Source organism: Nitratidesulfovibrio sp. 1201_IL3209, assembly GCF_036763125.1.
In the GTDB taxonomy this organism is placed as follows: domain Bacteria; phylum Desulfobacterota; class Desulfovibrionia; order Desulfovibrionales; family Desulfovibrionaceae; genus Cupidesulfovibrio.
Genome location: NZ_JBAIYT010000001.1, coordinates 329,389 through 355,566 on the forward strand (window position 1 = coordinate 329,389; position 26,178 = coordinate 355,566).

General features: G+C 67.3%; 19 protein-coding genes and 1 pseudogene. 14 read left to right on the forward strand and 6 right to left on the reverse strand.

From position 1 onward, the window contains the following. Positions 1–2: 2 nt before the first annotated feature. From V6B97_RS01465 to V6B97_RS01485, 5 genes are all read left to right on the forward strand, one after another. Positions 3–1,832 carry a triose-phosphate isomerase gene (locus V6B97_RS01465; RefSeq protein WP_333504715.1) on the forward strand — a complete coding sequence of 610 codons (1,830 nt, stop codon included), beginning with the start codon at positions 3–5 and terminating at the stop codon, positions 1,830–1,832. A gap of 527 nt (positions 1,833–2,359) precedes the next feature. Then, positions 2,360–3,157: a septal ring lytic transglycosylase RlpA family protein gene (locus V6B97_RS01470; protein ID WP_333504716.1), complete on the forward strand. Its 798-nt coding sequence runs from the start codon at positions 2,360–2,362 to the stop codon at positions 3,155–3,157. A 286-nt stretch (positions 3,158–3,443) separates the two neighbouring features. After that, positions 3,444–5,204 carry a glycosyltransferase family 9 protein gene (locus tag V6B97_RS01475; protein WP_333504717.1) on the forward strand — a complete coding sequence of 587 codons (1,761 nt, stop codon included), beginning with the start codon at positions 3,444–3,446 and terminating at the stop codon, positions 5,202–5,204. A gap of 144 nt (positions 5,205–5,348) precedes the next feature. Beyond that, entirely contained in the window at positions 5,349–5,954 is a 606-nt protein-coding gene (locus V6B97_RS01480; RefSeq protein ID WP_333504718.1) for a hypothetical protein, read from the forward strand. Positions 5,955–5,959: 5 nt separating this feature from the next. Then, a complete protein-coding gene (locus V6B97_RS01485; RefSeq protein ID WP_333504719.1) occupies positions 5,960–6,310 on the forward strand; it encodes a hypothetical protein in 351 nt (116 codons plus the stop codon). A 188-nt stretch (positions 6,311–6,498) separates the two neighbouring features. On the opposite strand, the gene V6B97_RS01490 is transcribed toward V6B97_RS01485, so the two are convergent. Next, positions 6,499–8,691, reverse strand: a complete 2,193-nt coding sequence (locus V6B97_RS01490) for a GGDEF/EAL domain-containing response regulator (protein ID WP_333504720.1) — start codon at positions 8,689–8,691, stop codon at positions 6,499–6,501. Between the two features lie 274 nt (positions 8,692–8,965). Beyond that, positions 8,966–9,619 carry a septal ring lytic transglycosylase RlpA family protein gene (locus V6B97_RS01495; protein WP_333504721.1) on the reverse strand — a complete coding sequence of 218 codons (654 nt, stop codon included), beginning with the start codon at positions 9,617–9,619 and terminating at the stop codon, positions 8,966–8,968. Between the two features lie 347 nt (positions 9,620–9,966). Between V6B97_RS01495 and V6B97_RS01500 the strand changes: the two genes are divergently transcribed. Further along, entirely contained in the window at positions 9,967–10,845 is an 879-nt protein-coding gene (locus V6B97_RS01500; RefSeq protein ID WP_333504722.1) for a DMT family transporter, read from the forward strand. 996 nt (positions 10,846–11,841) lie between these two features. Here V6B97_RS01500 and V6B97_RS01505 read toward each other — a convergent pair. Next, positions 11,842–12,507: a potassium channel family protein gene (locus tag V6B97_RS01505; protein ID WP_333504723.1), complete on the reverse strand. Its 666-nt coding sequence runs from the start codon at positions 12,505–12,507 to the stop codon at positions 11,842–11,844. Positions 12,508–12,542: 35 nt separating this feature from the next. Further along, entirely contained in the window at positions 12,543–13,907 is a 1,365-nt protein-coding gene (locus tag V6B97_RS01510) for a TrkH family potassium uptake protein (RefSeq protein WP_333504724.1), read from the reverse strand. A 178-nt stretch (positions 13,908–14,085) separates the two neighbouring features. Between V6B97_RS01510 and V6B97_RS01515 the strand changes: the two genes are divergently transcribed. Together V6B97_RS01515 and V6B97_RS01520 are read left to right on the forward strand one after the other, a co-directional pair. Next, the gene (locus V6B97_RS01515; RefSeq protein ID WP_333504725.1) at positions 14,086–15,405 is read left to right on the forward strand and encodes a malic enzyme-like NAD(P)-binding protein; all 1,320 of its coding nucleotides are present in this window, start codon (positions 14,086–14,088) and stop codon (positions 15,403–15,405) included. A 280-nt stretch (positions 15,406–15,685) separates the two neighbouring features. After that, the gene (locus tag V6B97_RS01520; RefSeq protein WP_333504726.1) at positions 15,686–17,236 is read left to right on the forward strand and encodes a leucyl aminopeptidase; all 1,551 of its coding nucleotides are present in this window, start codon (positions 15,686–15,688) and stop codon (positions 17,234–17,236) included. A gap of 415 nt (positions 17,237–17,651) precedes the next feature. Here V6B97_RS01520 and V6B97_RS01525 read toward each other — a convergent pair whose 3' ends face one another. Beyond that, entirely contained in the window at positions 17,652–18,797 is a 1,146-nt protein-coding gene (locus tag V6B97_RS01525) for a GGDEF domain-containing protein (protein ID WP_333504727.1), read from the reverse strand. A 708-nt stretch (positions 18,798–19,505) separates the two neighbouring features. Between V6B97_RS01525 and speA the strand changes: the two genes are divergently transcribed. The 6 genes from speA to V6B97_RS01555 all read left to right on the forward strand — a co-directional run bounded on the left by speA (position 19,506) and on the right by V6B97_RS01555 (position 26,052). Beyond that, on the forward strand, positions 19,506–21,425 hold the full coding sequence (speA, locus tag V6B97_RS01530; RefSeq protein ID WP_333504729.1) for a biosynthetic arginine decarboxylase: 1,920 nt from the start codon (positions 19,506–19,508) through the stop codon (positions 21,423–21,425). A gap of 374 nt (positions 21,426–21,799) precedes the next feature. After that, complete coding sequence (locus V6B97_RS01535) at positions 21,800–22,990, forward strand: saccharopine dehydrogenase family protein (protein ID WP_333504730.1); 1,191 nt, start codon at positions 21,800–21,802, stop codon at positions 22,988–22,990. Positions 22,991–23,168: 178 nt separating this feature from the next. Next, positions 23,169–23,714, forward strand: coding sequence for a hypothetical protein (locus V6B97_RS01540; RefSeq protein ID WP_333504731.1), 546 nt, complete (start codon positions 23,169–23,171; stop codon positions 23,712–23,714). After that, positions 23,698–24,387, forward strand: coding sequence for a hypothetical protein (locus tag V6B97_RS01545; RefSeq protein WP_333504732.1), 690 nt, complete (start codon positions 23,698–23,700; stop codon positions 24,385–24,387). Before V6B97_RS01540 ends, V6B97_RS01545 begins: the two co-directional genes overlap by 17 nt. Positions 24,388–24,454: 67 nt before the next feature. After that, positions 24,455–25,672 (forward strand): carboxynorspermidine decarboxylase, encoded by a 1,218-nt coding sequence (gene nspC / locus V6B97_RS01550; protein ID WP_333504733.1) that lies wholly within the window; start codon positions 24,455–24,457, stop codon positions 25,670–25,672. Between the two features lie 206 nt (positions 25,673–25,878). Then, on the forward strand, positions 25,879–26,052 hold the full coding sequence (locus tag V6B97_RS01555; RefSeq protein ID WP_333504734.1) for a hypothetical protein: 174 nt from the start codon (positions 25,879–25,881) through the stop codon (positions 26,050–26,052). Between the two features lie 3 nt (positions 26,053–26,055). Here V6B97_RS01555 and V6B97_RS01560 read toward each other — a convergent pair. Continuing rightward, positions 26,056–26,178: pseudogene (locus V6B97_RS01560) on the reverse strand (IS1595 family transposase); the annotation flags it as partial.

Here is a 26,178-nt window from a genome sequence, read left to right on the forward strand (position 1 = left end):
CCATGAGCCTGCTGCATCTCAACCGCGCTTCCTCCCGCGTGAGGCTGGAGAACCGCGACGACCCCGAACTGTACCGCGAGATCTTTCCCTATTCCAAGATCAGCCGCGTGGAGTTCGACGACATCTTCCTGATGCCGCGCCCGGCGGAGCCGATGTTCATCACGGACACGACCTTCCGCGACGGCCAGCAGGCCCGCCCGCCCTACACGGTGAAGCAGATCGTCCACATCTTCGACATGCTGCACCGCCTTGGCGGCCGCAGCGGGCTCATCCACGCCTCGGAGTTCTTCATGTACTCCGAGAAGGACCGCAAGGCCATCGAGGCCTGCCGGGCCAAGGGGTACAAGTTCCCCCGCGTCACCGGGTGGATACGGGCCAACGTCAACGACCTGAAGATCGCGCGGGACATGGAGTTCGAGGAAGTGGGCCTGCTGACCAGCGTGTCGGACTACCACCTGTACCTTAAGCTGGGCCTGGACCGCGAAAAGGCCATGGACAGCTACCTGCGCGTGGTGGAACAGGCGCTGGAATGGGGCATCACCCCGCGCTGCCACTTCGAGGACATCACCCGCGCCGACATCCACGGTTTCTGCCTGCCCTTCGCGCGCAAGCTGATGGACCTTTCGAAGCAGAGCGGCCAGCCGGTCAAGATCCGCATGTGCGACACCATGGGCTACGGCGTGCCGTACCCCGGCGCCACCCTGCCGCGCTCGGTGCCGCGCATCGTGCGCGCCCTGACCGACGAGGGCGGCGTGCCCGGCCAGTGGCTGGAATGGCACGGCCACAACGACTTCCACAAGGTGCTCATCAACGGGGCCACCGCGTGGCTGTACGGCTGCTCGGGCGTCAACTGCACGCTGCTGGGCTTTGGCGAGCGCACCGGCAACACCCCGCTGGAGGCGCTGGTCATCGAGTACGTCTCGCTGACCGGCGACGACGACGCCGCCGACACCCGGGTCATCAACGAGATCGCCGAATACTTCGAGAAGGAACTGGACTACCGCATCCCGGACAACTACCCGTTCGTGGGCAAGGACTTCAACGCCACCAGCGCGGGCATCCACGTGGACGGCCTGGCCAAGAACGAGGAAATCTACAACATCTTCGACACGCGCAAGATCCTGAACCGGCCGGTGCCCATCATCATCACCGACAAGTCGGGGCGCGCCGGGGTGGCGTACTGGATCAACCAGTACCTGGGCTTGGCGGAGGACCGGCACGTGTCCAAGAAGCACCCGGCCGTGGGCAAGATCTACACCAAGATCATGGACGCCTACGAAAAGGGCCGCAACACGTCCTTCTCCAACAAGGAAATGAAGGCCCTGGTGCGGCGCTTCATGCCCGAGCTGTTCGCCTCGGAATTCGACCAGATCAAGAAGCTGGCGGGTGAGCTTTCGGCGCACCTGATCATCAAGCTGGCCCAGGAATGCCAGATCACCGGCCTTGGCGGCGAGGACAAGTACCCGTGCATGCGCGACTTCGTGCGCGAGTACCCGTTCATCCAGTACCTGTACCTCACCGACAAGGCGGGCAAGCTGCTCTCCGCCGCCATCACCGACCCGGCGTACAAGGCCAGCTACGACCGGCTGCCGCTGGGCTTCGACTTCTCCAGCCGTCCGTGGTTCATCCGGCCCATGCAGACCGGCGAACTGCACATCACCGACGTGTACCAGTCGCAGTTCACCGGCCAGCTGATCCTTACCGTGTCCACGGCGGTCACCGACGACAACGACGAGATCACCGGGGTCATCGGCGCGGACATCCAGATCGAGCAGTTGCTCCGCCAGGCCGAGGCCATCGAGGACGTGGTGGACAGCGATTCCGACGAGTAGGAGCCGAATGGAACGGCCCGGAGGCGGCGACGCTTCCGGGCCTTTTTGTTTGTACCGGACGGAAAGGCGGGTTGGGGCGGGGCCGTGGCGCCCCGCCGTTGTCCCGTGCACGCGAAGGCGCAACGCTGCGGCAGACGGCTGGCCATGTCGCGGCAGGGTCCGACTGCTGCGGGCGGGCGCGGCGCATGGCGGCGCCGGATGCCCCGCCGCAGCGGCCTGCCCGGAAGGGGGCGGGGTCTCGTCCGGCGCGGCCTGCTGCGTTCCGTGGCGGCCGGATGTGCAACCAGTTGCGTGCGCAGCGGTTTTCGGTAACAGTCCGGAGGGTGCACGGCGCGTCGCGCCCGCCACGCCCGGTACGCCATGCCGGGCGTAGTGTGTCCGGCATAGTATGGTCGGCCCGTTGCGGTCGGCCGTTGCGACCGCATGCCGTGCCCGCCTGACCACCGTTCCCCGCTGCCGCCCGATTGCGTCATGATTCGCTCATGGCCGCGCACCCGCCGTATCCGGCGCAACCCGACGGAGCCTCGATGCCGCACCTTCGCCCCAGCCAGACCTGTTCCGCGCCGTCCCGTCTCGTTCTCCCCATCGGGCCCGTCCTGCCCATAGTCCTGCTGTTGCTTGCCGCGTTGCTGGCTACGGGCTGCGGTTCCGGTTCGCGCCGCATTTCCGCGCCGCCGTCGGACCAGTCCGTGAAGTATCCCAAGGGCGAACCGCAGGGGCCGCGTGCCAAGCCGTACACGGTCCTGGGCAAGACCTACCATCCGCTGCTCTCGGCGCACGGGTTCTCGGAAGAGGGCATCGCCTCGTGGTACGGCAAGGATTTTCACGGCCGCAAGACCGCCAACGGCGAAATCTACGACATGTACGGGCTGACCGCCGCGCACAAGCTGCTGCCGTTCAACACCGTGGTCAAGGTGACCAACCTGCAGAACGGCCGGTCCACCACCGTGCGCGTCAACGACCGTGGCCCCTTCGTGGGCGACCGGATCATCGACCTGACCAACACCGCCGCCAACCAGATCGGCATGCTGGGACCCGGCACCGCCCGGGTGCGCGTGGAAACCGTGGGCGACGTGCCCGGCCTGCAGGACGGCGACATGACCGGCCGCTTCTACGTGCAGGTGGGGGCCTTCGCCAACAAGGACAACGCCAGTCGCCTGGTGACCCGTCTGCAAGGCCAGGGCTGGAACGCCCGGATGTACTGGGCCGACATGGTCCGGTTCTGGCGCGTCCAGGTGGGCCCGTGGGGCACCCTGAGCGAGGCCGAACGCATGCGTGAACGGTTGCGGGGCGAGTTCTCGGTCAACTTCGTGGTGGCCGATTAGGTGGCGCCGTCGCAAGGGTCTTTTTGCCTCTGCCTTCGTCAGATCGCCTTTTTATTCCGGTCGAGTACGATAAGAGCGCGCTGCGGTCGCCATCCGTAACATTCGCAAGGCTCATGTAACGGCTGCCGCACACTTCCTCCATAAAAAGGCGATCTTCCTCGGCAGAGAACAAAAATCCCTCTTGCGACAGTGCCACCTGCAACCGGCCCGCACGCCTGCTGAAACGCGGGAATGCATGTCTTCGTTGCCCGTTTCCTTTCGGACGTGCTCACGGTAAGGATGCGCCATGAACCTCCTGCTGGTGAACCTGACCCGCTTCGGCGACCTGTTGCAGACGCAGCCGGTGGTGCATGGCCTGCGCGCGCAGGGGCACCGGGTGGGGCTGGTGTGCCTGGAGAATTTCGCGGGCGCGGCCGCGCTGCTGGAAGGCGTGGACCATGTGGCCGCCTTGCCGGGCTCGGCATTGCTGGCGGGCGTGCAGTCCGGCGGCGACTGGCGGGCCTGCACGGCGGGGTTGATGACCTGGGCCGACAGGCTGCGCGGAGCCTATGCCCACGATGCCGTGCTGAACCTCACGGCCACGCTGGGCGGCCGCCTGCTGGGGCGGCTGCTGGCGGCCAACGGGAGTGACGCGGGCGACGGAGAGTTGCGCGGCTTCGGGCTGGACCCGTTCGGGTTCGGGGTCAACGCGGACCCGTGGTCGGCATTTTTGCAGGCATCCACCCGGCAGCGCGGATGCAGCCCGTTCAATCTGGTGGACCTGTTCCGCATGGCGGCGGGCGTGGGCGGGGTGGACCCGGTGTACGCGCTGCGCGCGCCGGAGCCCGACGCCTTGGCCGAGGCCGGGACGCGGCTGGCGCAGGCCGCGCCGCCGGAGCACGCCGGGTACGTGGCCATGCAGCTTGGCGCCAGCGAGGAGCGCCGCCGCTGGCCGGTGGCCCGTTTCGCGGCGCTGGCCGCCCGGCTGTGGCGCGAACTGCGCCTGGTGCCGGTGCTGCTGGGCGCGGGCGGCGAGCGGAAACTGGGCGAACGGCTGCGCGCGGCCCTGGCGGAAGACGCCGGGACCTCCGGGCCTGTCGGGCCTGTCGGGCCTGTCGGGGCTGCGGGAATCGGGCCGGTGCCGTGCATCGACCTCATCGGCGCCACCAGCCTGCCGCAACTGGCCGCCACCCTGCGCCACGTGCGGCTGCTGGTCACCAACGACACCGGCACCATGCATCTGGCCGCCGGGCTGGACGTGCCGGTGCTGGCCATCTTTCTGGCCACGGCCCAGCCGTGGGACACCGGCCCCTACCGCCAGGACTGCTGCTGCCTGGAGCCCGCGCTGGACTGCCACCCGTGCCCGTTCGGTGCGCCCTGCCCGCACGCCGAGCGCTGCCGCCAGGTCATTTCCGCCGACACCGCGTTCCACCTGGCCCACGGCCAACTGACCACCGGGCGCTGGCCGCAGGCCGGTCCCGCGCCGGACGCCCCCCGCGAGGCGCGGGTATGGCGCACCCTGCGCGAGGCGGATGTTTCCCTCGTGGCGGCCACCGGCCCGGCCTCCACCCCGGCCATGCCCGGACGCGGGTTCATGGATCTCGCTTCGCTGTCCGGGCACGAGGGCGAAGACCGCACCCGCTGGATACGCCTGCAACGCCACTTCTATCGTCAGTTTCTTGACCGGGCTCCGGCCCGTTCCGGCGGCCAGCCCGACCAGGCCGTTCGCCCCATCCGGCCCCCGCAATCCCCCTGCGTCCTCTCCGAAGCCTTGCGCGCCCGCGCCGTGGACGAACTGTACCAAGCCGACGCCCTGCTGCACCTCATGGGCGAGCAGGGCGGCCTGCTGAAGGTGCGCCCCTCGGACATGGCCAAGTCGCGCTTCCTCGGCACGGTAAGCCGGGTGCAGGCCCTGTGGGACAACAGCGCACTGTTCAACGTGCTGGGCCACCTGTGGCTGTGCGAGTCGCAGGGAGCGGGCGGCACGCTGGATTCCGTGCTGGCCCTGGCGGCGGCCTATCGCGGGCTGGCGCGGGCCTGGCTGGAGCATCTTTCCCCTTCGGCCTGAGTTCCCCTGTCGTTTTGCCGCAATGGGGGCGGCTATGGCTCGCGCCCCTGCCGGGCGCGTTGCCTGCGTCATGGTCCGTTTCTTGCTTCACCGCTGGCGGACGTGACAAATTTTCCCGGTGCCGGGATGCAGGAGGGAGACCCCATGATCGTTATCGATGGCCGCCAGGCCGACATCAAGCTGGAAAACTTCGCCAATCTCGAAGAAATCCTCGTCAGGGTGATGGAGGGCAGCTACCTCGAGAACCGCGTGGTGACCGACGTGCTCGTCAACGACGAGGCGTTCTCGGAAATCTATCCCCACCAGGCCGAGGACATCGAGCGGCGCGACATCCGCTCCGTCGAGATCCGCAGCATGCCCGTGGGCGAAATGGCCGTGAACATCACCCGCGAACTGTACAAGGTGGTGCAGGTGATGACCGACGGCTCGCGCCAGGTGGCCGTGCTGTTCCGCCAGGCCGACGACGCCGAGGCCCTGGACATGTTCCAGGACCTGCTGGAAGTGACCCGCGACTTCATGGGCATGATCGGCGTGCTGCGCAACGAGTTCTCGCTGCGCACCACCAAGGACTTCAGCGACAACGTGGAACGTTTTTCCGACCTGTTGGGCGAAATGACCGAAGTGCTCGAAAACGAGGACTGGATTCTGCTGGCCGACCTGCTGGAATACGAATTCCTGCCCGCCTGCGAAAACTGGAAGAAGGTCATCCAGGCCCTGCGCGAGGATATCCGGCAGGCCAGCAAGGGGTAGCCGCCATGGCCGACAGCCTTTCCCTGCTCGACATGGCCCTGCAACTGGGCGAACGCGAACTGGGGGCCCTTGCCGCCGGTGACGTGGAGACCGCCGAATCCGCCTCGCGCGAGCGGGCGGAACTGGTGGAGATGGCCTGGAGCCGCCGCGACCCGTCCGCGCTGAACGACCTGCGCGACAAGTTGCAGCGCCTGCAATGCCTGCAGGGTCGCCTGACCGAGGAGGCCCGCCGGCTGCACGAGAACATCCGCAGCCAGTTGCAGCAGTCGCGCCGCGAATCGCAGCGGCTTTCCGGCTATCGCCAGGCCACGCGCACCACGCCCAGGCTGATCACCCTGGGTCGCGGGCAGGTGTAGCCACCTTTTCCGGACGGCATCGGATACGCAACGAATCGGGGGCCGGATGCATCATGCATCCGGCCCCCGTTGTTATTGTGAGTCGGGGCGAGTCGGGGGCGAGGCGCGAGCGAGTCGGGGTCGAGGAACGTCTCCGGCAGCCGATGCCGCGCGCGGCCCCGCCTGCCTTCGGCTGCTCGCGACCGTTCCTATTTCCTGCTCTTCGCGGCCCCCGTGGTTCCAACCGCCCGCATCCAGTCCGCGAACCCGTCGGCGGGCAGGGGCTTGCTGTAGTAGTAGCCCTGCACCTCGCGGCAGCCGTGGGCGCGCAGGAAGTCCAGTTGGTCGTCGGTTTCCACGCCTTCGGCCACCACGTTCAGCGACAGGTTGCGCCCCATGGTGACGATGGTGGAGACGATGGTGGCGTCGCCCTCGTCGCCGGGCACGTCGCGCACGAACGAACGGTCGATCTTGATGGTGTCGATGGGGAAATTCTTCAGGTAGTACAGCGAGGAATGCCCGGTGCCGAAGTCGTCGATGGCGATGGAGATGCCCTGCGCCGCCAGCCGTTCCAGGATGGCCACGGAGGTGGGCAGGTCGCGCATCATGGTGGTTTCGGTGATTTCCAGTTCCAGCTGCGAGGGCGGCAGGCCCGATTCGGCCAGGGCGGCTTCCACCCGGTCCAGCAGGTCGGGCTGGAACTGCCGGGCGGAGATGTTCACGGCGATGCGCAGCGGACCCAGTTCTTCGGTCCAGCGCCGGGTCTGGATGCACGCGTCGCGCAGCACCCGCTCGCCCAGCGCCACCACGAGGCCGGTGTCCTCGGCCACGGGAATGAACTCCACCGGCGGCACCAGGGTGCCGTCGGGCCGGGCCCAGCGTACCAGCGCCTCCATGCCGGTGACCTGCCCGGCCATGATGTCCACGCGCGGCTGGTAGAACACCACGAACTCGTCGTTCTCCAGCCCCTTGCGGATGCTCTTCTCGATGGCCAGGCGGCGGGTGACGTCGTCGTTCATGGCCTGGGTGAAGCGGCGGAAGCGCGCGCCGCCCTGTTCCTTGGCGCGGTACATGGCGATTTCCGCGTTCTTCAGCAGGGTGGCCGGATCCAGCCCGTCGTCGGGGGAGACGCTGATGCCGATGGAGGGCATCACGTACAGTTCGTGGTCGGCGGCGTTGAAGGGGCGGGTGAACGCCTCCTGGATGCGGGCCGATTCCGCCTCGGCCACCTCTCCGTCGCCCTCCGGCGACAGGGGCAGCAGCATCACGAACTCGTCGCCGCCAAGGCGCGCCACCATGTCCCGCCGGGGGGCCATGCCCACCAGGCGGCCCGCCACGGTGCGCAGCAATTCGTCGCCCACGGCGTGGCCCAGGCTGTCGTTGACGGTCTTGAAATTGTCCATGTCCAGGTACAGCACGGCCAGCCGCGCCTCGGGCCCGCCCCTGCGGGCATGCTCTTCCATGCGCTGGCGCAGGCCCATGCGGTTGGGCAGGCCGGTCAGTTCGTCGTGGGTGGCCTGGTGGACGATCTGGGCTTCCTTGCGCTTCAGTTCGCTGACGTCGAGGAAGGTGCCCACCTCGCCCGCGCGCTGGCCGGTGCGGTCGCGGAAATAGCTCTTGTACAGCACCAGCACCCGCTCTTCGCCCGCGGCGTCGCGCAGGTCGATCATGCACGAGTAGCCCGCGCCGTCCTCGTCCGCGACGTCGAGCCGACCGGCGGATTCCTCCACGCGGCAGGCCAGTTCCTGCGGCAATATCTCTTGCACCGAGCGGCCCACGATGCCCTCGGGCGCGCGGCCGATCAGCCGGCTGAACGCGCGGTTGCAGCCGATGTAGGTGCCTTCCAGCGTCTTGTAGAACACCGGGTTGGGCATGCCCTCCACCAGGGCTTCCAGGAACTGGTTCTTTTCCTGCAACAGGGCCTGGTATTCCACCAGGCTGTCGTTGGTCTCGCGCAGTTCGCGGGTGCGTTCCTGCACCTCCTGTTCGAGGCGCTCGCGGTAGCGCTTGCGCTCCTCCAGCAGGCGGGCGCGTTCCAGCGCCTTGTTCACGGCGTGTTCCAGCACGCGCATGTCGGTGACCGGCTTGGTCACGTAGTCCCACGCGCCGTGGCGCAGGGCTTCCACCGCCTCTTCCAGCACGCCCACGCCCGAGACCACGATGACGGGCACGTCGGGGGCGTTCTCGCGCAGGCGTTCCAGCACCTCCATGCCGCCCATGACGGGCATGCGCAGGTCCACCAGCACGAGGTCGGGAGAGCGTTCGGCGAACACCTCCAGCCCTCGGCGGCCGTTTTCCGCCTCGACCACGTCGAAGCCGCTGTCTTCAAGGTAGGCGACCAGGTTAGAACGGACGTTGATGTCGTCGTCGATGGTCAGGATGCGGGGGGGCCGTTGGAGCATGGGGCGGCGGTTCCCTGTGGGTTGCGCTGATGTTGATGGCGATATGTCTCACCCGAGATTGCCAAGCAGCGCGGAAATTATCCACAAAAAAATGGCCGCCTCGGGGCGGTGGCGTGACGCTGTGGCGGCGGCGCGTCCTGCGGCGCAAGGCGGGCCGCAGGAACCGGCGGGCGGGCGCACGCGCGCATCCGTCCCGGCCCGCGGCGCGGAGCAAGGGGCCGGGCAGCGTGCCGGACGCGAAAGGATGTACGAACCTGAACGAGGGGGGCGGCGGTCAGTCGCGGGCGCGGTCGGCCACGATGTCGATGTCGGCGTGGCGCTGCATCAGGTGGCGGCGCAGGGCGCGCGCGTCGTCGAAATCGCGGAAGGGACCCACGCAGACCATCCAGCGCTTGCGGCCGTTTTCCGTGCGCTGGCGCACGCGCGCGGCGGCTTCGCCCTCGCGTTCGAGCTTGCGGACCAGCCGTTCGGCCTCGGCCTTGCCGGCGTACGACCTGATGCGGACGAAATAGGCGCTGTCGGGGTCCAGGGGACGGCCCTTGGCGTCGCCCAACACCTCGATGCGCACGGCGGCGCTGCCCGGCTTGACGATGCCCAGCTGTTTCGCGGCGGAGTAGGAGACGTCGATGTCGCGGTTGCCGCGATAGGGGCCCCGGTCGTTCACCGTGACCAGCACGGAGCGGCCGTTGGAAAGATTGGTCACGCGGACCACGGTGCCGAGGGGCAGGGTCTTGTGCGCGGCCGTCAGGGCGTTCATGTCGTAGGCTTCGCCGCTGGCGGTCTTCTTGCCGTGCAGTTCGTCGCTGTACCACGAGGCGCGGCTGCGCCTGGCGGGCGTTTCGCTGGCCGACGCGGGCAGCGGCACGGGAAGCAACGCGCAGAGCATCAGGATGGTCGTCAGATATCGTAGGGGGTGGCGTCGGGTCATGGGCCTCCTGCGGTTGCGTGCCACGGAAGGTCGTGGCGGGTCGTGTCCTGCCCGGCGCAAGGACGCGGCTCTGGGGCAACGTTCGGTATGTCCCGTCGTGCAACGGGCTGCCGGGCAAACCTTGGGGGTAACACCTCGACAGTACCGTGTTTTTCCCGTATATCGCCGCACGTGTCAACGTGCCGCAATCCCGGTATGTTATGGATTCGATGCCGCTGTAACATGCTGTCGTGCCACAGTGTCCGGGGTGCGGCGTTGCGGCGTTATTTTTTTCCATCGTTCCCGCGACGAGCCCCGCGCACCGTGCGCCCGCGCCGCCGCGCCTTTCATGCACGCGGGAGTCGTCCATGTTGCTGTACGCCAAGCTGCTGCTGGCCACCGTGTTCTGGGGCGGCACCTTCGTTGCCGGGCGCATCGCCGCCACCCACGCCGATCCCTTTTCCGCCGCCTTCCTGCGTTTCGCCATGGCCACGGGGCTGCTGTTCTGGTACGTGCGCCGCCGCGAGGGCGCGTTGCCCCGCCTGACCTCGCGGGGCATGCACGGCTGGACCGGCGTGCTGCTGCTGGGGGCCACCGGGGTGTTCGCCTACAACGCCCTGTTCTTCACCGGGCTTGCCACCGTGCCCGCCAGCCGGGCGGCGGTCATCGTCACCAACAACCCCATCGCCATCGCCGTGGGCGCGGCCCTGTTCCTGGGCGAACCGCTATCGCGCCGCAAGCTGGCGGGCATCCTGCTGTCCGTGGGCGGCGCGGTCATCGCCATCACCCGGGGCAACCCGCTGACGCTGTTCTCGTCGGCCCTGTCGTGGGGCGACGTGGCGCTGCTGGGCTGCCTGGCAAGCTGGGCCGCGTATTCGCTGCTGGGCAAGGTGGTCATGCGCGCACTGTCGCCGCTGGCGGCGGTGACCTGGTCGTGCGCGGTGGGCACGGTGATGCTGCTGCCGTTCGCCCTGCACGAAGGGCTGTGGACGGCGCTGCCGGAATACCCGGCGGCGCTGTGGGTGGCGGCGGCCTACCTTGGCGTGTTCGGCACCGTGCTGGGCTTCACCTGGTTCTACGAGGCGGTGAAGGAGATAGGCGCCGGGCGGGCCGGGGTGTTCATCAACTTCGTGCCGCTGACGGCCATCGTCTGCGCGTGGGCCATGCTGGGCGAGGCGTTGCCGGTGTCGCTGCTGCTGGGGGCCGCGCTGGTGACCTGCGGGGTGTTCATTACCAATCGCGCGTAGCGGGGGGGAGGGGGGGGGGAGTGATGTGCCCTGCTGGGTACGGCTTCTACGAAGACAGTCCTGCCCTTTTGATTGCCCTCGATTTCGTTATGCCTCCGGCGGGCAAGGGGCCGCAGAGCGGCGGCCCCTTGCATCCCCGCGCTCCGGGGGGCGCTGCCCCCCTGGCCCCCCCAGGTTTTCATGCACCGCATTCCTGTGCCGTGCAGCTTCCCTCCGGCGTAGACGCCTCCGGGCGATCTGCCCGGCGGAATGCGATGTGCGCGAATCTCTCGCTGCCGTTGCTGCACTGGGATGCCTTGCCCAACACGTCCATTGCGGCACGCATCCGCGACGCCGGAGCTTCCGCCTCGCAAAGCCTCGGCGGCGATCTCCGGCTGCGGACGCGTATCGCCGCGCCGAGGTTGCGTGTGGGGTGGCGCGTTGGTCGAGGGGGGGGGCAACAGGCAATGGTGGTTCGCTGTTTGCGCCAGCACGGCGGTCCGAGCATTGGGAACCGTGTGCCATTATTGTTCAACGAAAATGTGCCGCGCGTAGAAGCGTGTGGCGCCGGGCCTTGACGGCGGCACATGCGTCGCAACGAGGGTGTGGATAAAGGCACTCTCGCTTCGTCGTGGCGGCGAGAGACGCGTGCACATATGCATTCCGCCGGGCAGATCACCCGGAGGCGTCTACGCCGGAGGGAAGCTGCCCGGCACAGGAATGCGGTGCGTGACGACACGGGGTTCCAAGGGGCGGCGCCCCTGGAACGCGGGGGTGCAGGGGGTGTTCGTTACAACACCCCCGGCCCGCCGGAGGCATAACGAAATCGAGCGTGGTCAAACGGGCTGGCGTGTCTTCGTAGAAGCCGCGCCCAGTAACGCGCGACACCTCTTTTGCCTCCCGCCGGAGGCATAACGAAATCGGGGGCAATCAAAAGGGCAGGACTGTCTTCGTAGAGGCCGCGCTCATCAACGCACTCCCCCTTCCCATCCCTCCTCACCGCCACGCGCCCCTCACCTAAGGCGCCAGCCGCAACACATCCTCCTGCTTGCCGATGACCACCAGCGCATCCCCCCGCTCTAGAACTTCGTGCGCCTGCGGCACGAACCGGTACTCCTTGCCGCCCGCGGGTTTCACGGCCACCACCATCACCCCGTAGGCGTTGACCAGCTTCAGGTCCAGCAGGGTGCGGCCCGCCCACTTGTCCACCACCAGTTCCTGCACCAGCACGCCGCCGCCCAGGGGCAGCAGGTCGAGCATGCCGGGGTTGGCCAGCCGGTGGGCCACGTGGGTGGCCACGTCGTGCTCGGGCAGGATGACCAGGTCCACGCCGAGACGGGTAAGCACCTTGCGGTGTTCGACGGAGGCCGCCTTGACCCCGATCTTGCGCGCGCCAAGCTCCTGAAGGTTCAGTACCACCAGCAGCGAGGTCTCCATGGAATCGCCCACGCTCACGAACACGATGTCCAGGTCCTGGAAGCGCAGTTGCTGCAACACGGCGATGTCCGCCGCGTTGGCCTGGTAGACCTGCGCCAGCACGTCCTGGGCAAGGCGCACGCGGGCCTCGCCGGTGTCCAGGCCCACCACGGCATGGCCCATGCCGGTCAGGGTACGGCCCAGTTGCAGGCCGAACTTGCCAAGGCCGACGATGCCGATTTCCAGTTTCTTCGCCACGTTCACCATGGGGATGCTCCTGGGGGTGTCGCGGGCCGTGAGGGTTACCCGATGGGGTAGTCCACCTCGGGCCAGCGGAACTTGGGTTCGCTCTGCAAATGCTGCAGGGTGGCCAGCAGCCAGATGGGGCCGATGCGTCCGATGAACATCAGCAGGGAGATCAGCAGCTTGCCAGGCACGCTCAGGTGCGGGGTGACCCCGGTGGTCAGGCCCACGGTGCCGAAGGCGGAAACCACCTCGAACATCAGGTCCAATTGCTCGAACCGGCCGTGGGTGTGCGGGGAGATGCCGCCTTCGGTCAGGCTGAGCACCATGGTGCCCACCGTGACCACGATGATGGCGAACAGGAACAGGGTCAGCGCCTTGGCCTGGGTGGGCTCGTCCACGGCGCGGCCCAGCAGCACGTTCTGCCGCCTGCCGCGCAGTTGCGCCTCGACGAACCCGGCCAGCACCCGGAAGCTGGTGGTCTTGATGCCGCCCGCGCACGACCCCGGCGAGCCGCCCACGAACATCAGGCAGATCATCACCATCAGGGTGAAGTCGGTCAGGCGCGCGATGTCCATGGTGTTGAAGCCCGCCGTGCGGCAGGTGACGGACTGGAAGAGGGCGGGCAGCACCAGCCCGGCGGGGGTGAGCCCGGTGTAGTCGCTGAGGTATTCGGCCAGCCAGATCAGCACGGCCCCGGCCACGATGAGGAACGCGGTGGTGGACAGCACCAGCCGGGTGTGGCGGCTCAAGGGGTGGTAGGGCTTGCCGGAAAGCCTGGTGCGCGCGGCCCCCAGCAGTTCGTCGATGACCGAAAAGCCGATGCCGCCCACCACGATCAGGAACATGATCACCAGGTTGACCCCGGCGTGTTCCTGCCACGGCATCAGGTTGTCCGGGCGCAGGCCGAAGCCCGCGTTGCAGAACGCCGACACGGCGTGGAACAGCGCGCCGAAGGCGCCCATGCCCTGGGGGGCGAAGATGTACAGCAGGCACGCCGCCGCCAGTTCGATGCACAGGATGGTGCGCACCAGCCGGTACAGGAACCGTCCCAGGTGGAACGAGGCGTCGTGCATCAGGGCCTGGCCCACGGCCAGCCGGTCGGTAAGCGACACGCGCCGCCGCAGCAGGAACAGGAGCAGGCTGGAATAGGTCATGATGCCCAGCCCGCCCAACTGGATGAGCACCAGGATGATCCACTGGCCGGTCCGGCTGAAGGTGGCGCCCGTGTCCACCACCGAAAGCCCGGTGACGCACACCGCCGAGGTGGCGGTGAACAGCGCGTCCACGAAGGAGAGCCCCGCGCCGCCCACCGACGGGGAATGGCTGATGCCCATGCACAGCAGCACGGCTCCGGCAAGGATGGTGGCCGCGAACGAGTACACCGGCAGGATGAGGGGCGAGAGCAGGCGACGGGGCAGCATTCCTGAAAATATCCCGGTTCGCATGGCGCGGCAAGCGGGTGCGGCGCGGCTTGCAATGGATGCGCCGCTGCACTACGTTGCGCGGACGTGAGGACATGCAGCCGACCGCGGGCAGGCAGCCTGCCGGGCGCGGCGTTCGTTCCCTTTACCGCACCGTCAACGACAAGCGAGGCATTTCATGGCCCTGTTCACCAAGGAAGAGGCGCTGCGCTATCATTCCTGCGGCCACCCGGGGAAGGTGGAGGTGGTTCCCGTAAAGCCCTGCGCCACGCAGAAGCATCTTTCCATGGCCTACACCCCCGGCGTCGCCGAGGTGTGCCGGGCCATCCACGCCGACGTGGCGCTGGGCTACGACTACACCAACAAGGGCAACCTGGTGGCGGTGGTCAGCAACGGCACCGCGGTGCTGGGGCTCGGCAACATCGGGCCGCTGGCGGGCAAGCCGGTCATGGAAGGCAAGGGTGTGCTGTTCAAGATCTTCGCGGACGTGGACGTGTACGACCTGTCCATAGACCAGAAGGATCCCAAGAAGATCATCGAGTTCGTGAAGATGCTGGAGCCCACCTTCGGCGGCATCAACCTTGAGGACATCAAGGCGCCGGAGTGCTTCGAGATCGAGCGGACGCTCATCGAGCAGATGGACATCCCGGTGTTCCACGACGACCAGCACGGCACGGCCATCATTTCGGGCGCGGGGCTCATCGCCGCGCTGGAACTGACCAACCGGCAGCCGCAGGACGTGAAGCTGGTGATCAGCGGCGCGGGGGCCGCGGCCATCGCCTGCACCAGATTCTTCGAATCGCTCGGCGTGCGGCGCGGGAACGTGTTCATGTTCGACTCGCGCGGGCTCATCCACAAGGGCCGCACCGACCTGAACGCCCAGAAGCTGGAATTCGCGCAGGAACAGGACCACGGCAGCCTGGCCGACGTCATGCGCGGCGCCGACTGCTTCCTGGGGCTGTCCGTGGGCGGCATGGTCACCCAGGACATGGTGCGCTCCATGGCCCCGAACCCCATCATCTTCGCCTGCGCCAACCCCGACCCGGAAATCTCCTACGAGGACGCCAGGGCCGCGCGCGCCGACGTGATCATGGCCACGGGCCGTTCCGACTACCCCAACCAGATCAACAACGTGCTGGGCTTCCCGTTCATCTTCCGGGGCGCGCTGGACACCCGCGCCACCGCCATCAACGAGGAGATGAAGCTGGCCGCCGCCCGCGCCCTGGCCGCCCTGGCGCGCGAACCCGTGCCCGTCGACGTGCTGGCCGCCTACGGCCTTTCGGAACTGGCGTACGGGGTGGACTACATCATCCCCAAGGCGCTGGACCCGCGCGTCATCGAATGGGTGGCCCCGGCCGTGGCCGAAGCCGCCATGCGCACCGGCGTGGCGCGCCGCCAACTGGACCTGGCCGCCTACAAGGTGGAACTGCGCGAACGCATGCAGGCCGCGCGCGCCCGTATCGGGCAGTTTATTGATACGTATGGCCTGGACTTCTAAGAGGCTTCTGGAACGGGCAAACGGGGGGAGGGTTCTTTCCTTCCCCGTTCCCTTTCTCCTCCGACAACTCGTGTTCGTTGGTGCTGCCGAAGCTGTGCACAGGGCTGTCCCTTTGCGTTGCCGGGACCAGAATGCAGCGGACCAAATGAAAAGTTTTGGGGGGAGGGGTCCGGGGAGGGAGACCTTTTTCAAAAGGTCCCCTCCCCGGTTCCTTCTTCCCTCGATAGGTACTATTGTGGATGTGTTGCGCCATGTGTACGGCGCGTGATGGAGGTGTGACGTGGACATTCGCTTTCAGGTGGGCGGACCTGCCCAGTGGCGCGCGGATGCGGTGATCGTGTTCCTGTTCGAGGGCGAGGCCCTGTCGGACGGGGCGCCGGAACTGCTGGAGGCGGCGCCGTGGCTGGGCATTGCCCCGGCGGTGCGTGACTTTCGGGGCAGGAAGGACGAGGTCGCCGTGTTCCACGGGCACCCGGACCTGGCCGTGCCGCGCGTGATCGCGGCGGGGCTGGGCAAGCGCGAGGCGTTCGCGGCCACGGCTCCGGCCGGGCTGCGCGCGGCGGCGGGCGCGGCCCTGCGCCGCTGCCGCGAACTGAAGATCGAGACCGTAAGCATTGACGCGGTGGCCTTGGCCCGCGTCACGGCGACCGAGGGCGGGACCCAGGCATGGTCCCCCTTCGAAGAGGCCGTGTGCGGCGCGCTGTTGGGCCTGTACCGCTACGACCGGTTCAAGACCAACGGGAACGGCAACGGCGAGAATGGCGGAGAAGACGCCCGCTTCGAGCCGCGCTGGCTGGCCCTGCTGTGCGCCGAAGCCTCGGTGCCGGACGACCTGCACGCCGCCGCCCGCAGGGGCGAGGCGGCCGCCGCCGGGGTGGCCCTGGCGCGCGACCTGGTCAACGGCCCGCCCAACTTCGTCACCCCCGGCCATCTGGCCGGACAGGCCGAGGCCATCGCCAGGAAGTACGGCATGCGGGTCCGTTCGCTGGGCCGCGCCGAACTGGTGGAGATGGGCATGGGGGCGTTCGCCTCGGTGTTCCGTGGCGCGGAGGAGGAACCCCGGCTGGTGGTCATCGAGCATGCCCCCAAGGGCACAGAAGACCAGACGCCGCTGGTGTTCGTGGGCAAGGGCATCACCTTCGACACGGGCGGCATCAGCCTGAAGCCCGCCGCCAAGATGCACGAGATGAAGGGCGACATGGCGGGCGCGGCGGCCATCCTGGGCCTGTTCGAGGCGTTGGGCCGCTCCGACGTGCCCCGCCGGGTGGTGGGCGTCATGCCCTGCACCGAGAACATGCCCGACGGCCGGGCCACCCGCCCCGGCGACATCGTGACCACCCTGTCCGGCAAGACGGTGGAGATCATCAACACCGACGCCGAAGGGCGGCTGGTGCTGTGCGACGCCCTGACCTGGGCCCAGCGCGAATACGCCCCCGAGGTGGTGGTGGACCTGGCCACCCTGACCGGGGCCTGCGTGGTGGCGCTGGGCACCGATGTGGCGGCGGTGTTCGCCAACGACGACGCGTTGTCCGGCCGCATCCGCGCAGTGGGCGACGTGGTGGGCGACCGCTTCTGGCCCCTGCCGCTGTGGGACATGTTCTTCGAGAACCTGAAGAGCGACGTGGCCGACATGGCCAACGTGGGTCCGCGCGAGGGCGGGGCCGTCAACGCGGCGCTGTTCCTGAAACAGTTCGTAGACAAGGGGGTGCGCTGGGCGCACCTGGACATCGCGGGCCCGGCCTACACCGCCAAGAAGACCTCCACCTGCCCCGGCGGCGGCACCGGCTTTGCGGTGCGCACGCTGCTGGAACTTGCGCGCGGCGGCGTGTAAGGGCTGCATCCGGGAATCCGGGATCCGGAAAACGCCAGCGGGCCGCGAGGGGAAACCTTCGCGGCCCGCATTCGTTGCGTTGCGGTGGGGGATGTTTCAGGGGCGGCTTCCAAAGCAGGATTTTCGTTTGTTGGCGAGGAAAACAAGCCTGCCATGAGGGAGTATGCGGCAGCCGTTATGCGAGTCTTCGAGCATTACGGATGGCGACCGCATCGCGCTCTTATCGTATTCGACCGAGCCTTAGCCGTTAGGCGAGCGCGCAGCGCGAGTCTTACGGATCAGGACAGCAACGCCAAGGCGAAGTTTGACCGCGTTGCGCACGATGTCCGTAAGGCTCGCAAGCTCGCCCAACGGCCACGCTTCGCGCCCTTCGGGTCGGAAGCCAACGGGCGAAAAGGCAATTTGGAAACCGCCCCTACGCCTCTTCCTCGTCCAGCAACAACCCCTCGGGCAGAAAGATGTCCGGCACCTCGCCCGCGAACACCCGGTTGCGGCCCTGTTCCTTGGCCAGGTACAGCTTCTGGTCGGCCTTGCGGATGTGGTAGTCGATGTCGCCTTCCGGGCCACAGGTGTGCACCCCGAAGGACAGGGTCACGCCGACCGGGATGCCGTGGTACGAGTATTCCGTCTGTTCGATGAGGCCGCGCAGCTTTTCGGACAGCCGGGCGGCCCCGGCCTCGTCGGTTTCCGGCAACAGCAGCAGGAATTCCTCGCCGCCCCAGCGGCAGATGGTGTCCTGGTGGCGCAGGTTGTCGTGCAGCAGCCCGGCCACCGATTGCAGCACCTGGTCGCCGCACTGGTGGCCGTAACAGTCGTTCACCGACTTGAAGTGGTCGATGTCGCAGATGGCGATGGACAGCGGCCTGCCGGTGCGGCGGGCGCGCACCTGCTCGTATTCCAGCCGTTCGCACAGGGCGCGGCGGTTGGCGAGGCCGGTCAGTTCGTCGGTGCGGGCGCTTTCGGCCAGTTGCTGGGTCAGCAGGATGAGCAGGCGCTGGGTGTGGCGGCGGGTGTATTCGGCAAGCCCCGCGAAGATGCCGCAACACAGCAGGGCCACCGTGTAGCGGATGCGGAACGCCTGCGAGTAGTCGGCGTACAGGAAGGGATCGCCCGGCAGGAACAGGATGGCGCCCACCCCCACCAGCAGGGCCGTCATCAGCAGGATGCCGATGGACAGGCCGAAGGTCAGCATGACCACGGGCGGAAAGATGAACAGCCACACGAAGCCGCTGCCCTCCACCCCGCCGTGGGCTACCAGGTACAGCGACAGGCAGAACAGCACCAGCACCAGCACGGTGCTGGGCAGCACGTGGCGGCCGGTGCGGCGCACCCAGAACAGCCCGAACAGGGCCAAGCCCAGCAGCACCAGCAGGAAGACCATGAAGGTGGTCTGCCCCTGGATGAAGTCCAGTATCCCCATCACCGAGGCGAACAGCGCCGTGACGCCATAGAAAAGGTTCGCCACTCCGGTGACGCGTGCGGTCTCCGGATCGGCGTCTTCCTGCAGGCCATTGGCAAGCAGGGCGTTCACGCAGCGGTGCAGCCTGCTTTTGTCGAGCACTGAAGCCTCTCGTACAGCCATGAGGGCGGACAAAGCCGCGCATGCCCGCAACGCGCCGCGGCGCATGCGGCCGGGCGAGGGTCGGGCTGGCTTGTTCCATGCGCGAGGGGAACGCAAGGGCGGTGCCGGGCGGGCCGGATGGCGGCGTCCTCCCCGCACGTTTCCCCGAACGTGCCGCACGCGCGCATACCGGAATGGGACCTGGATACAGTGAAATCGTGAATTCGTGACGGACCGGAGCTCCCCCCGGCCTTCGGGCCGGGTGGCCCCGCTGGCGGACCGGAGCGAACTGGACCCGAGCCGACAGCTTTCCCCTTTACGGCGGAATTCGGCCGGGCCTTTAGGGCTTGTCGGATATGGTCTGCACGAAGTACGCCCACGCCATACCACAGCGGCGGCCACCTGTCAGCGGCAAGTCCCGTCTCACGTCGTGCCCTACCGAAAAATGGGTAAAAATCCCACCTGGCGCGTTCTCCGTGCCGCGTACGCCCAATGATTGCGGGGTACTGTGACATTCGCGCGAAATGGGGGAAAATACCGTTGACAAGGTCCCCCGCTGTCAATAGAAGGTGCCACTCTATCCCACGCATGCGCGCCCCTGCGCTGCACCCGCGCGCGGGGGATTTTAGAGAGAGGCTCTGGTCGGCCCGCCGCAAAGGCGGCGCCGTGGCATGCACCTGTAGACGGGGTATGTATGAGGTTCGGGAATTGGCAAGAAACCGTACGCTGCAACAGTGGAGTGTCGACGACTCCGCTGAGCTCTATGGCATCCGCAATTGGGGTGCCGGGTACTTCGATGTCGCCCCGGGCGGCGATGTCGTCGTCTATCCTTTCGGAGACAACCGCGGTCCTGCCGTAAGCATCCCGGAAATCATCCGGGGCATGCGGGAGCGCGGCTATGACATGCCGGTGCTCCTGCGCATCGAGAACATTCTCGATTCCCAGATCACCAGTCTTCACCAGTCCTTCCGCAAGGCCATCGGGTCGCTCGGCTACCAGGGCGAATACCGGGGCATCTTCCCCATCAAGGTCAATCAGCAGCAGCAGGTGGTCGAAAAGATCGCCCAGTTCGGTTCGCGCTACCACCACGGGCTGGAGGTGGGCAGCAAGGCCGAACTCATCGCCGCCGTCTCGCAACTGCGCGACCACGAGGCCTGCCTTGTCTGCAACGGCTACAAGGACGAGGAGTTCATCGACCTCGGCCTGCACGCCGTGCGCATGGGCTACAAGTGTTTCTTCGTGCTGGAAATGGCCAGCGAGCTGCCGCTCATTCTCCAGCGCTCCAAATGCCTTGGCGTGCGTCCGCTCATCGGCGTGCGCGCCAAGCTGTCCGTGAAGGCGGGCGGCCACTGGACCGATTCCGGCGGCGAGCGCTCCACCTTCGGCCTGACCACTGCGCAGATCGTGGACGTGGTGGACATGCTGAAGGACCACGGCATGCTCGACTGCTTCCAGCTGCTGCACTACCACCTGGGCTCGCAGGTGCCGAACATCCGCGACATCCGCGCCGCCGTCATGGAGGCCTGCCGCATCTACGGCGGGCTGGTGGCCGAGGGCGCGGCCATGGGCTACCTGGACCTTGGCGGCGGCCTTGCCGTGGACTACGACGGCTCGCACACCAACTACGTGAGCAGCCGCAACTATACCCTCGACGAATACTGCGCGGACATCATCGAGGCGGTGATGAACATCCTGGACGAGGAAGGCATCGCCCATCCGCACATCGTCACCGAATCGGGCCGCGCCACCGTGGCCTACTACTCCATGCTGCTGTTCAACATCCTGGACGTGAGCCGCGTGGAGATCGGCAACCTGCCCGACATCCTGCCCGACGACTGCCCCGAGCCCGTGCGCAACATGCGTGAGGCATTGGCCGGGCTGACCCTGCGCAACCTGCAGGAATGCTACAACGACGCCGTGTACTACCGCGACGAAGTGCGCCAGCAGTTCCTGACCGGGCGCATCACCCTGCGCGAACGCACCCTTGGCGAGCGCTACTTCTGGGCCATCATGAAGCGCATCGCCCAGGAGAAGCAGAAGCTGAAGCACGTGCCCAAGGATCTTGCCGAGATAGACGTGGCCCTGGCCGACATCTACTACGGCAACTTCAGCGTGTTCCAGTCGCTGCCCGACTCGTGGGCCATCGACCAGCTGTTCCCGGTGGTGCCCCTGCACCGCCTGAACGAACTGCCCTCGCGCCAGGGCATCCTGTCCGACATCACCTGCGACAGCGACGGCCGCATCGACCACTTCATCGACCCGCAGGGCGTGAAGGGCACCCTTGACCTGCACCCCCTGAAGGACGGCGAGGAATACTACCTCGGCGTGTTCCTGGTGGGGGCGTACCAGGAAACCCTGGGCGACCTGCACAACCTGCTGGGCGACACCAACGTGGTCTCGGTGCGCGTGCACGAGGACGGAAGCTACGAATTCGTGCGCGAACTGCGCGGCGATTCCGTGGCGGACATCCTGTCGTATGTGGAATACGACCCCCGCCGCATCATCGAGGACATCCGCGAGGCCGCGGAACAGGCCGTGCGCGAGGGGCGCATCACCCCCTCGGACCGCTACCGGGTGATGCAGGCGTATGAGGATGGGCTGCGCGGCTATACCTACTTCGAACGTTAGGCGACAGGCGATTTCGTCCGCTGGACATCGTCAGGCGGCGGGCCGCATATCGGTCACGTACCAAAGAGTACGCTCCCTCATGCGGCCCTTGCCTTCCTTGCCAGCGAACGAAATCGCACTGTCGCCATGGGCGGCGGGGGCGTGAAGAAGGCTTGCTTCAAAGTCCCCCGCACCCCATCGAAGCAGGATACCCTTGATGCATGCCATGCGCATCGCATGGTAAGCTGACGCCGGTCACCGGCGCATGCAGGCAACAAGCGGGGCCGCCCCCAGTGCGGGGGCAGGTCGTTTGGGATAACCACAGCAGTGTGGCGCGGCCGCGCGTTTCCGGGCACGGGTGTCCGGGGCGGGTGGGGTGCGCAAAGGAGTGCGTCATGGCACGTGTCCTCATCATCGGCGCTGGCGGCGTGGGCGGCGTGGTCGTCCACAAGTGCGCGCAGGTTCCCTCCGTGTTTTCCGAAATCATGCTGGCAAGCCGCACCAAGTCCAAGTGCGACGCCATTGCCGCGGACGTGAAGGCCCGCACCGGGCGCACCATCGAGACGGCCCGCGTGGACGCCGACAACGTGCCCGAGCTGGTGGCGCTGATCCGCGCGTACAAGCCGGACATGGTCCTGAACATCGCCCTGCCGTACCAGGACCTGACCATCATGGACGCCTGCCTCGAAACCGGCGTGCACTACCTGGACACCGCCAACTACGAACCGCTGGACGAGGCCAAGTTCGAGTACAAGTGGCAGTGGGCCTATCAGGAGCGCTTCGAGAAGGCGGGGCTGATGGCCCTGCTGGGCAGCGGCTTCGACCCTGGCGTGACCAACGTGTTCTGCGCCTACGCCATGAAGCACCTGCTGGACGAAGTGCACGTGCTGGACATCATCGACTGCAACGCGGGCGACCACGGCCACCCCTTCGCCACCAACTTCAACCCGGAAATCAACATCCGCGAAGTGACCGCGCGCGGCCGCTACTGGGAACGGGGCGAATGGGTGGAGACCGACCCCCTGTCGTGGTCCATGAACTACGACTTTCCCGAGGGCATCGGCGCGAAGAAGTGCTACCTGATGTATCACGAGGAACTGGAATCGCTGGTGCTGAACCTGAAGGGTCTGAAGCGCGCCCGGTTCTGGATGACCTTTTCCGACAACTACCTGAACCACCTGAAGGTGCTGGAAAACGTGGGCATGACCCGCATCGACGAGGTGGAGCACGACGGCAACAAGATCGTGCCCATCCAGTTCCTGCGCGCGCTGCTGCCCGACCCGGCCTCCCTCGGCCCGCGCACCAAGGGCAAGACCTGCATCGGCTGCCTGATGCAGGGGGTGAAGGACGGCAAGCCCAAGACCGTCTACATCTACAACGTGTGCGACCATCAGGAGGCCTACCGCGAGGTGGGTTCGCAGGCCATTTCCTACACCACCGGCGTGCCCGCCATGATCGGCGCCATGATGATGGTGACCGGCAAGTGGACTGGCAAGGGCGTGTTCAACATGGAGCAGTTGGACCCCGACCCGTTCATGGACGCCCTGAACCGGCACGGGTTGCCGTGGGTGGTGGTGGAGAAGTAGGCATTCGGAGAACAAACTCCCTCCGAATGCCAGATATGGCCGGAGGGCAGCATGAATTTCGGGGGGGCCGTCTGCGCGGTCCCCCGGTCCTTGTTCGGGCAGCGGGATACCGGGACAGCGGGCGAGCGATGTTCAGGCGGGGCTTGCGTCATTCTAGAATCTAGAATATGGAAAGGCCATGAACCTGCTTCCCCAAGATGTTCTCGTCATGCTCAAGCTTTCAGTGGCGCGGCGTACCCGGTGGACTTACGGCCAGTTGGGCACGGCGCTGGGCATGAGCATGTCCATGGTGCACAGTTCCATCAAGCGTGCCACGCAAGCCCGGCTGTACGATGAGAACAGGCGCAGGCCCGTGCGCGCCGCGCTGGAGGAGTTTCTGGTGCACGGGGTGAAGTACGCCTTTCCGCCGGACATCGGCACGGTGACGCGCGGGGTGCCGACGGCGTTTGCCGCCCCCGCATTGAAGGGGGAACTTCTGCATGATTCGGGTGCCGAAGCGGTCTATGTCTGGCCGTATCCGGAGGGGGAACATCGGGGAGTGTCCTTGTCGCCGTTGTACAAGTCCGTGCCCGAGGTCGCCCTGCGCAACCCTCGCCTGTACGACGCCTTGAGCCTGCTGGACGCCATCCGCATCGGGCGGGCGCGGGAGCAGCAGCGGGCGGCGGAACTCCTGGCCGCGCTGCTGCGCAAGGATCCGGATGGTGACGATGCGCCGCCAGCGTAACATCGGCCACGTGCTGGACGCCGCGCGTCTGCTGGGCGACCTTGCCGACGAGGTGGTCTTCGTGGGCGGGGCCAGCGTGGCCCTGTTGCTGACCGACCCGGCCGCCCCGGATGTGCGGCCCACGCTGGATGTGGACGTCATCGTCGAGGCGGCCACCCGTGCGGCTTACTACCGCGTGGCCGATCGCCTGCGGGCACGAGGCTTCGTGGAGGACATGGACGTGGTGTGTCGCTGGCGGCACGGCGCGCTGGTGCTTGACGTCATGCCCACAGACGCGGCGATCCTCGGCTTTTCCAACCGCTGGTACGCCGATGCGTTGCGCCATGCCTTACCCATGACCGTGGACGGCGTGGCCCTGCGGGTGGCCGCCCCAGCATACTTTCTGGCCACCAAGCTGGAAGCCTTCCAGGGGCGGGGCAACGGCGACTACCTGACCAGCCACGACATGGAAGACATGGTGGCCGTGCTGGACGGTCGGCAGGACATGGTAGCCGAGGTGGCGGCATCGGACGCCGCCGTGCGTGGCTACCTTGCCGTGGCCTTCGCCGCGTTGTTGGCCGATGACGACTTTCTGGACGCGCTGCCCGGCTACCTGCCGCCCGATCCGGCCAGCCAGGGCCGCGTCCCGCTGCTCATGGAGCGCATGCGCGCCCTCGCCACGGGCGGGGCGTAACCGCTTTCCGGTTTCCGAACTGCCGGACAGCACACCCGCATTCCGCTTTCGCAAGGAGCATACCCGGATGATGGACGAAGCCTATCTCGCCAAACTCGACCCCAGCCGCTTCCCGTCGCCGTGCTTCGTGGTGGACGAGGCGCGCATGGCGGCCAACGCCGCCATTCTGGACACGGTGCAGCGCCGCACCGGGGCCAAGGTGCTGCTGGCGCTGAAGGGTTTCGCCATGTGGAGCCTGTTTCCGCTGCTGTCGCGCGCGCACGGCGGGGCGCTGCACGGCGCCTGCGCCAGTTCGCCGCACGAGGCGCGGCTGGGCCGCGAGGAGTTCGGGGGCGAGGTGCACGCCTTTGCCGCCGGGTACAGCGACGCGGACATGGCCGAACTGGTGACCCTGGCCGATCATCTGGTGTTCAACTCGTTCGCCCAGTGGCGCCGGTTCCGCCCGGCGGTGGCGGCGGCGGGGCGGCCCATCGAGTGCGGCATCCGCATCAACCCGGAGCATTCGGAAGGGGCTGTGGCCATTTACAATCCGTGTTCTCCGGGCTCGCGCCTGGGGGTGCGGCCGCACCACTTCGAGGCCGCCCTGGCCGAGGCGGCGGCACGCGGTGACGATGCGCTGGACGGCATCTCCGGCCTGCATTTCCACACCCTGTGCGAGCAGGACGCCGACGCGCTGGACCGCACCCTGCACGCGGTGGAGGCCAGGTTCGGCGCGCATCTCGGCCGCATGAAATGGCTGAACTTCGGCGGCGGGCACCACGTCACCCGGCCGGGCTACGACATCGACCTGCTGTGCCGGTGCATCGACCGCATGCGCCAGAAGTACGGGGTGCAGGTGTACATCGAGCCGGGCGAGGCCGTGGCCCTCGACGCCGGGGTGCTGCTGTGCACCGTGCTGGACGTGGTGCGGGCCGACATGCCCGTGGCCATCCTGGATACTTCCGCCGCCGCGCACATGCCCGACGTGCTGGAAATGCCCTACCGCCCCGGCTGCATCGGCTCCGGCCTGCCGGGGGAAAAGGGCTGGACCTGCCGCCTGGCGGGCAAGTCGTGCCTGGCGGGCGACGTCATCGGCGAATACTCGTTCGACGCGCCCCTGCAACCCGGCGACCGGCTGGCCTTCCTGGACATGGCCATCTACAGCATGGTCAAGACCACCACCTTCAACGGGCTGCAACTGCCCGCCATCGCCCGCTATCGTCCGGCGGATGCGGAAGGGCGGGGGGCGCGGCGCGAGGTGGTGCGCGCCTTCGGGTATGAGGCGTTCAAGTACCGCCTGTCCTGATGTGGCGGCAGTCCTGCCTGACCGCGCGCGGGATGCTTGCACCCGGACCCGGCAATGCCTAGCATGTGTCCATGCGGGCGCCGTGCGCCCCGGAGGCGGCCATGATCTACATCGACGACGACGCGCGGGAACGCATTCTGGCGGGCGGCGGCAACGTGATCGTGTACATGCAGGCGGCGCGCGGCTGCGGTTGAGCGACGCGCATCATGCCCGTGCGAACCCCCGCCGTGCGCGTGGGACGACCCCCGGAATGGATGCGCCCCGCCTTCCACCGGCACATGGTGGATGGCGTGGTGGTGTGGCTGGACCCGGCCGTGAAACGGCTGCGCTGGGATGAGCCGGCCCGCGTGCGGCTGCGCCGGTTTCTGTGGTTTTCGTAGGCTCTAGACCATCAGGTCTTTGTTTTTTGCTACCAGCCGTTTCATTTCGGCAATGAGTTGGGGCAGGGGCTTGTTGTAGCGCCATTCACATTCTTTGAGGTGTAATTCGAAGTTCCTCTTCACCCC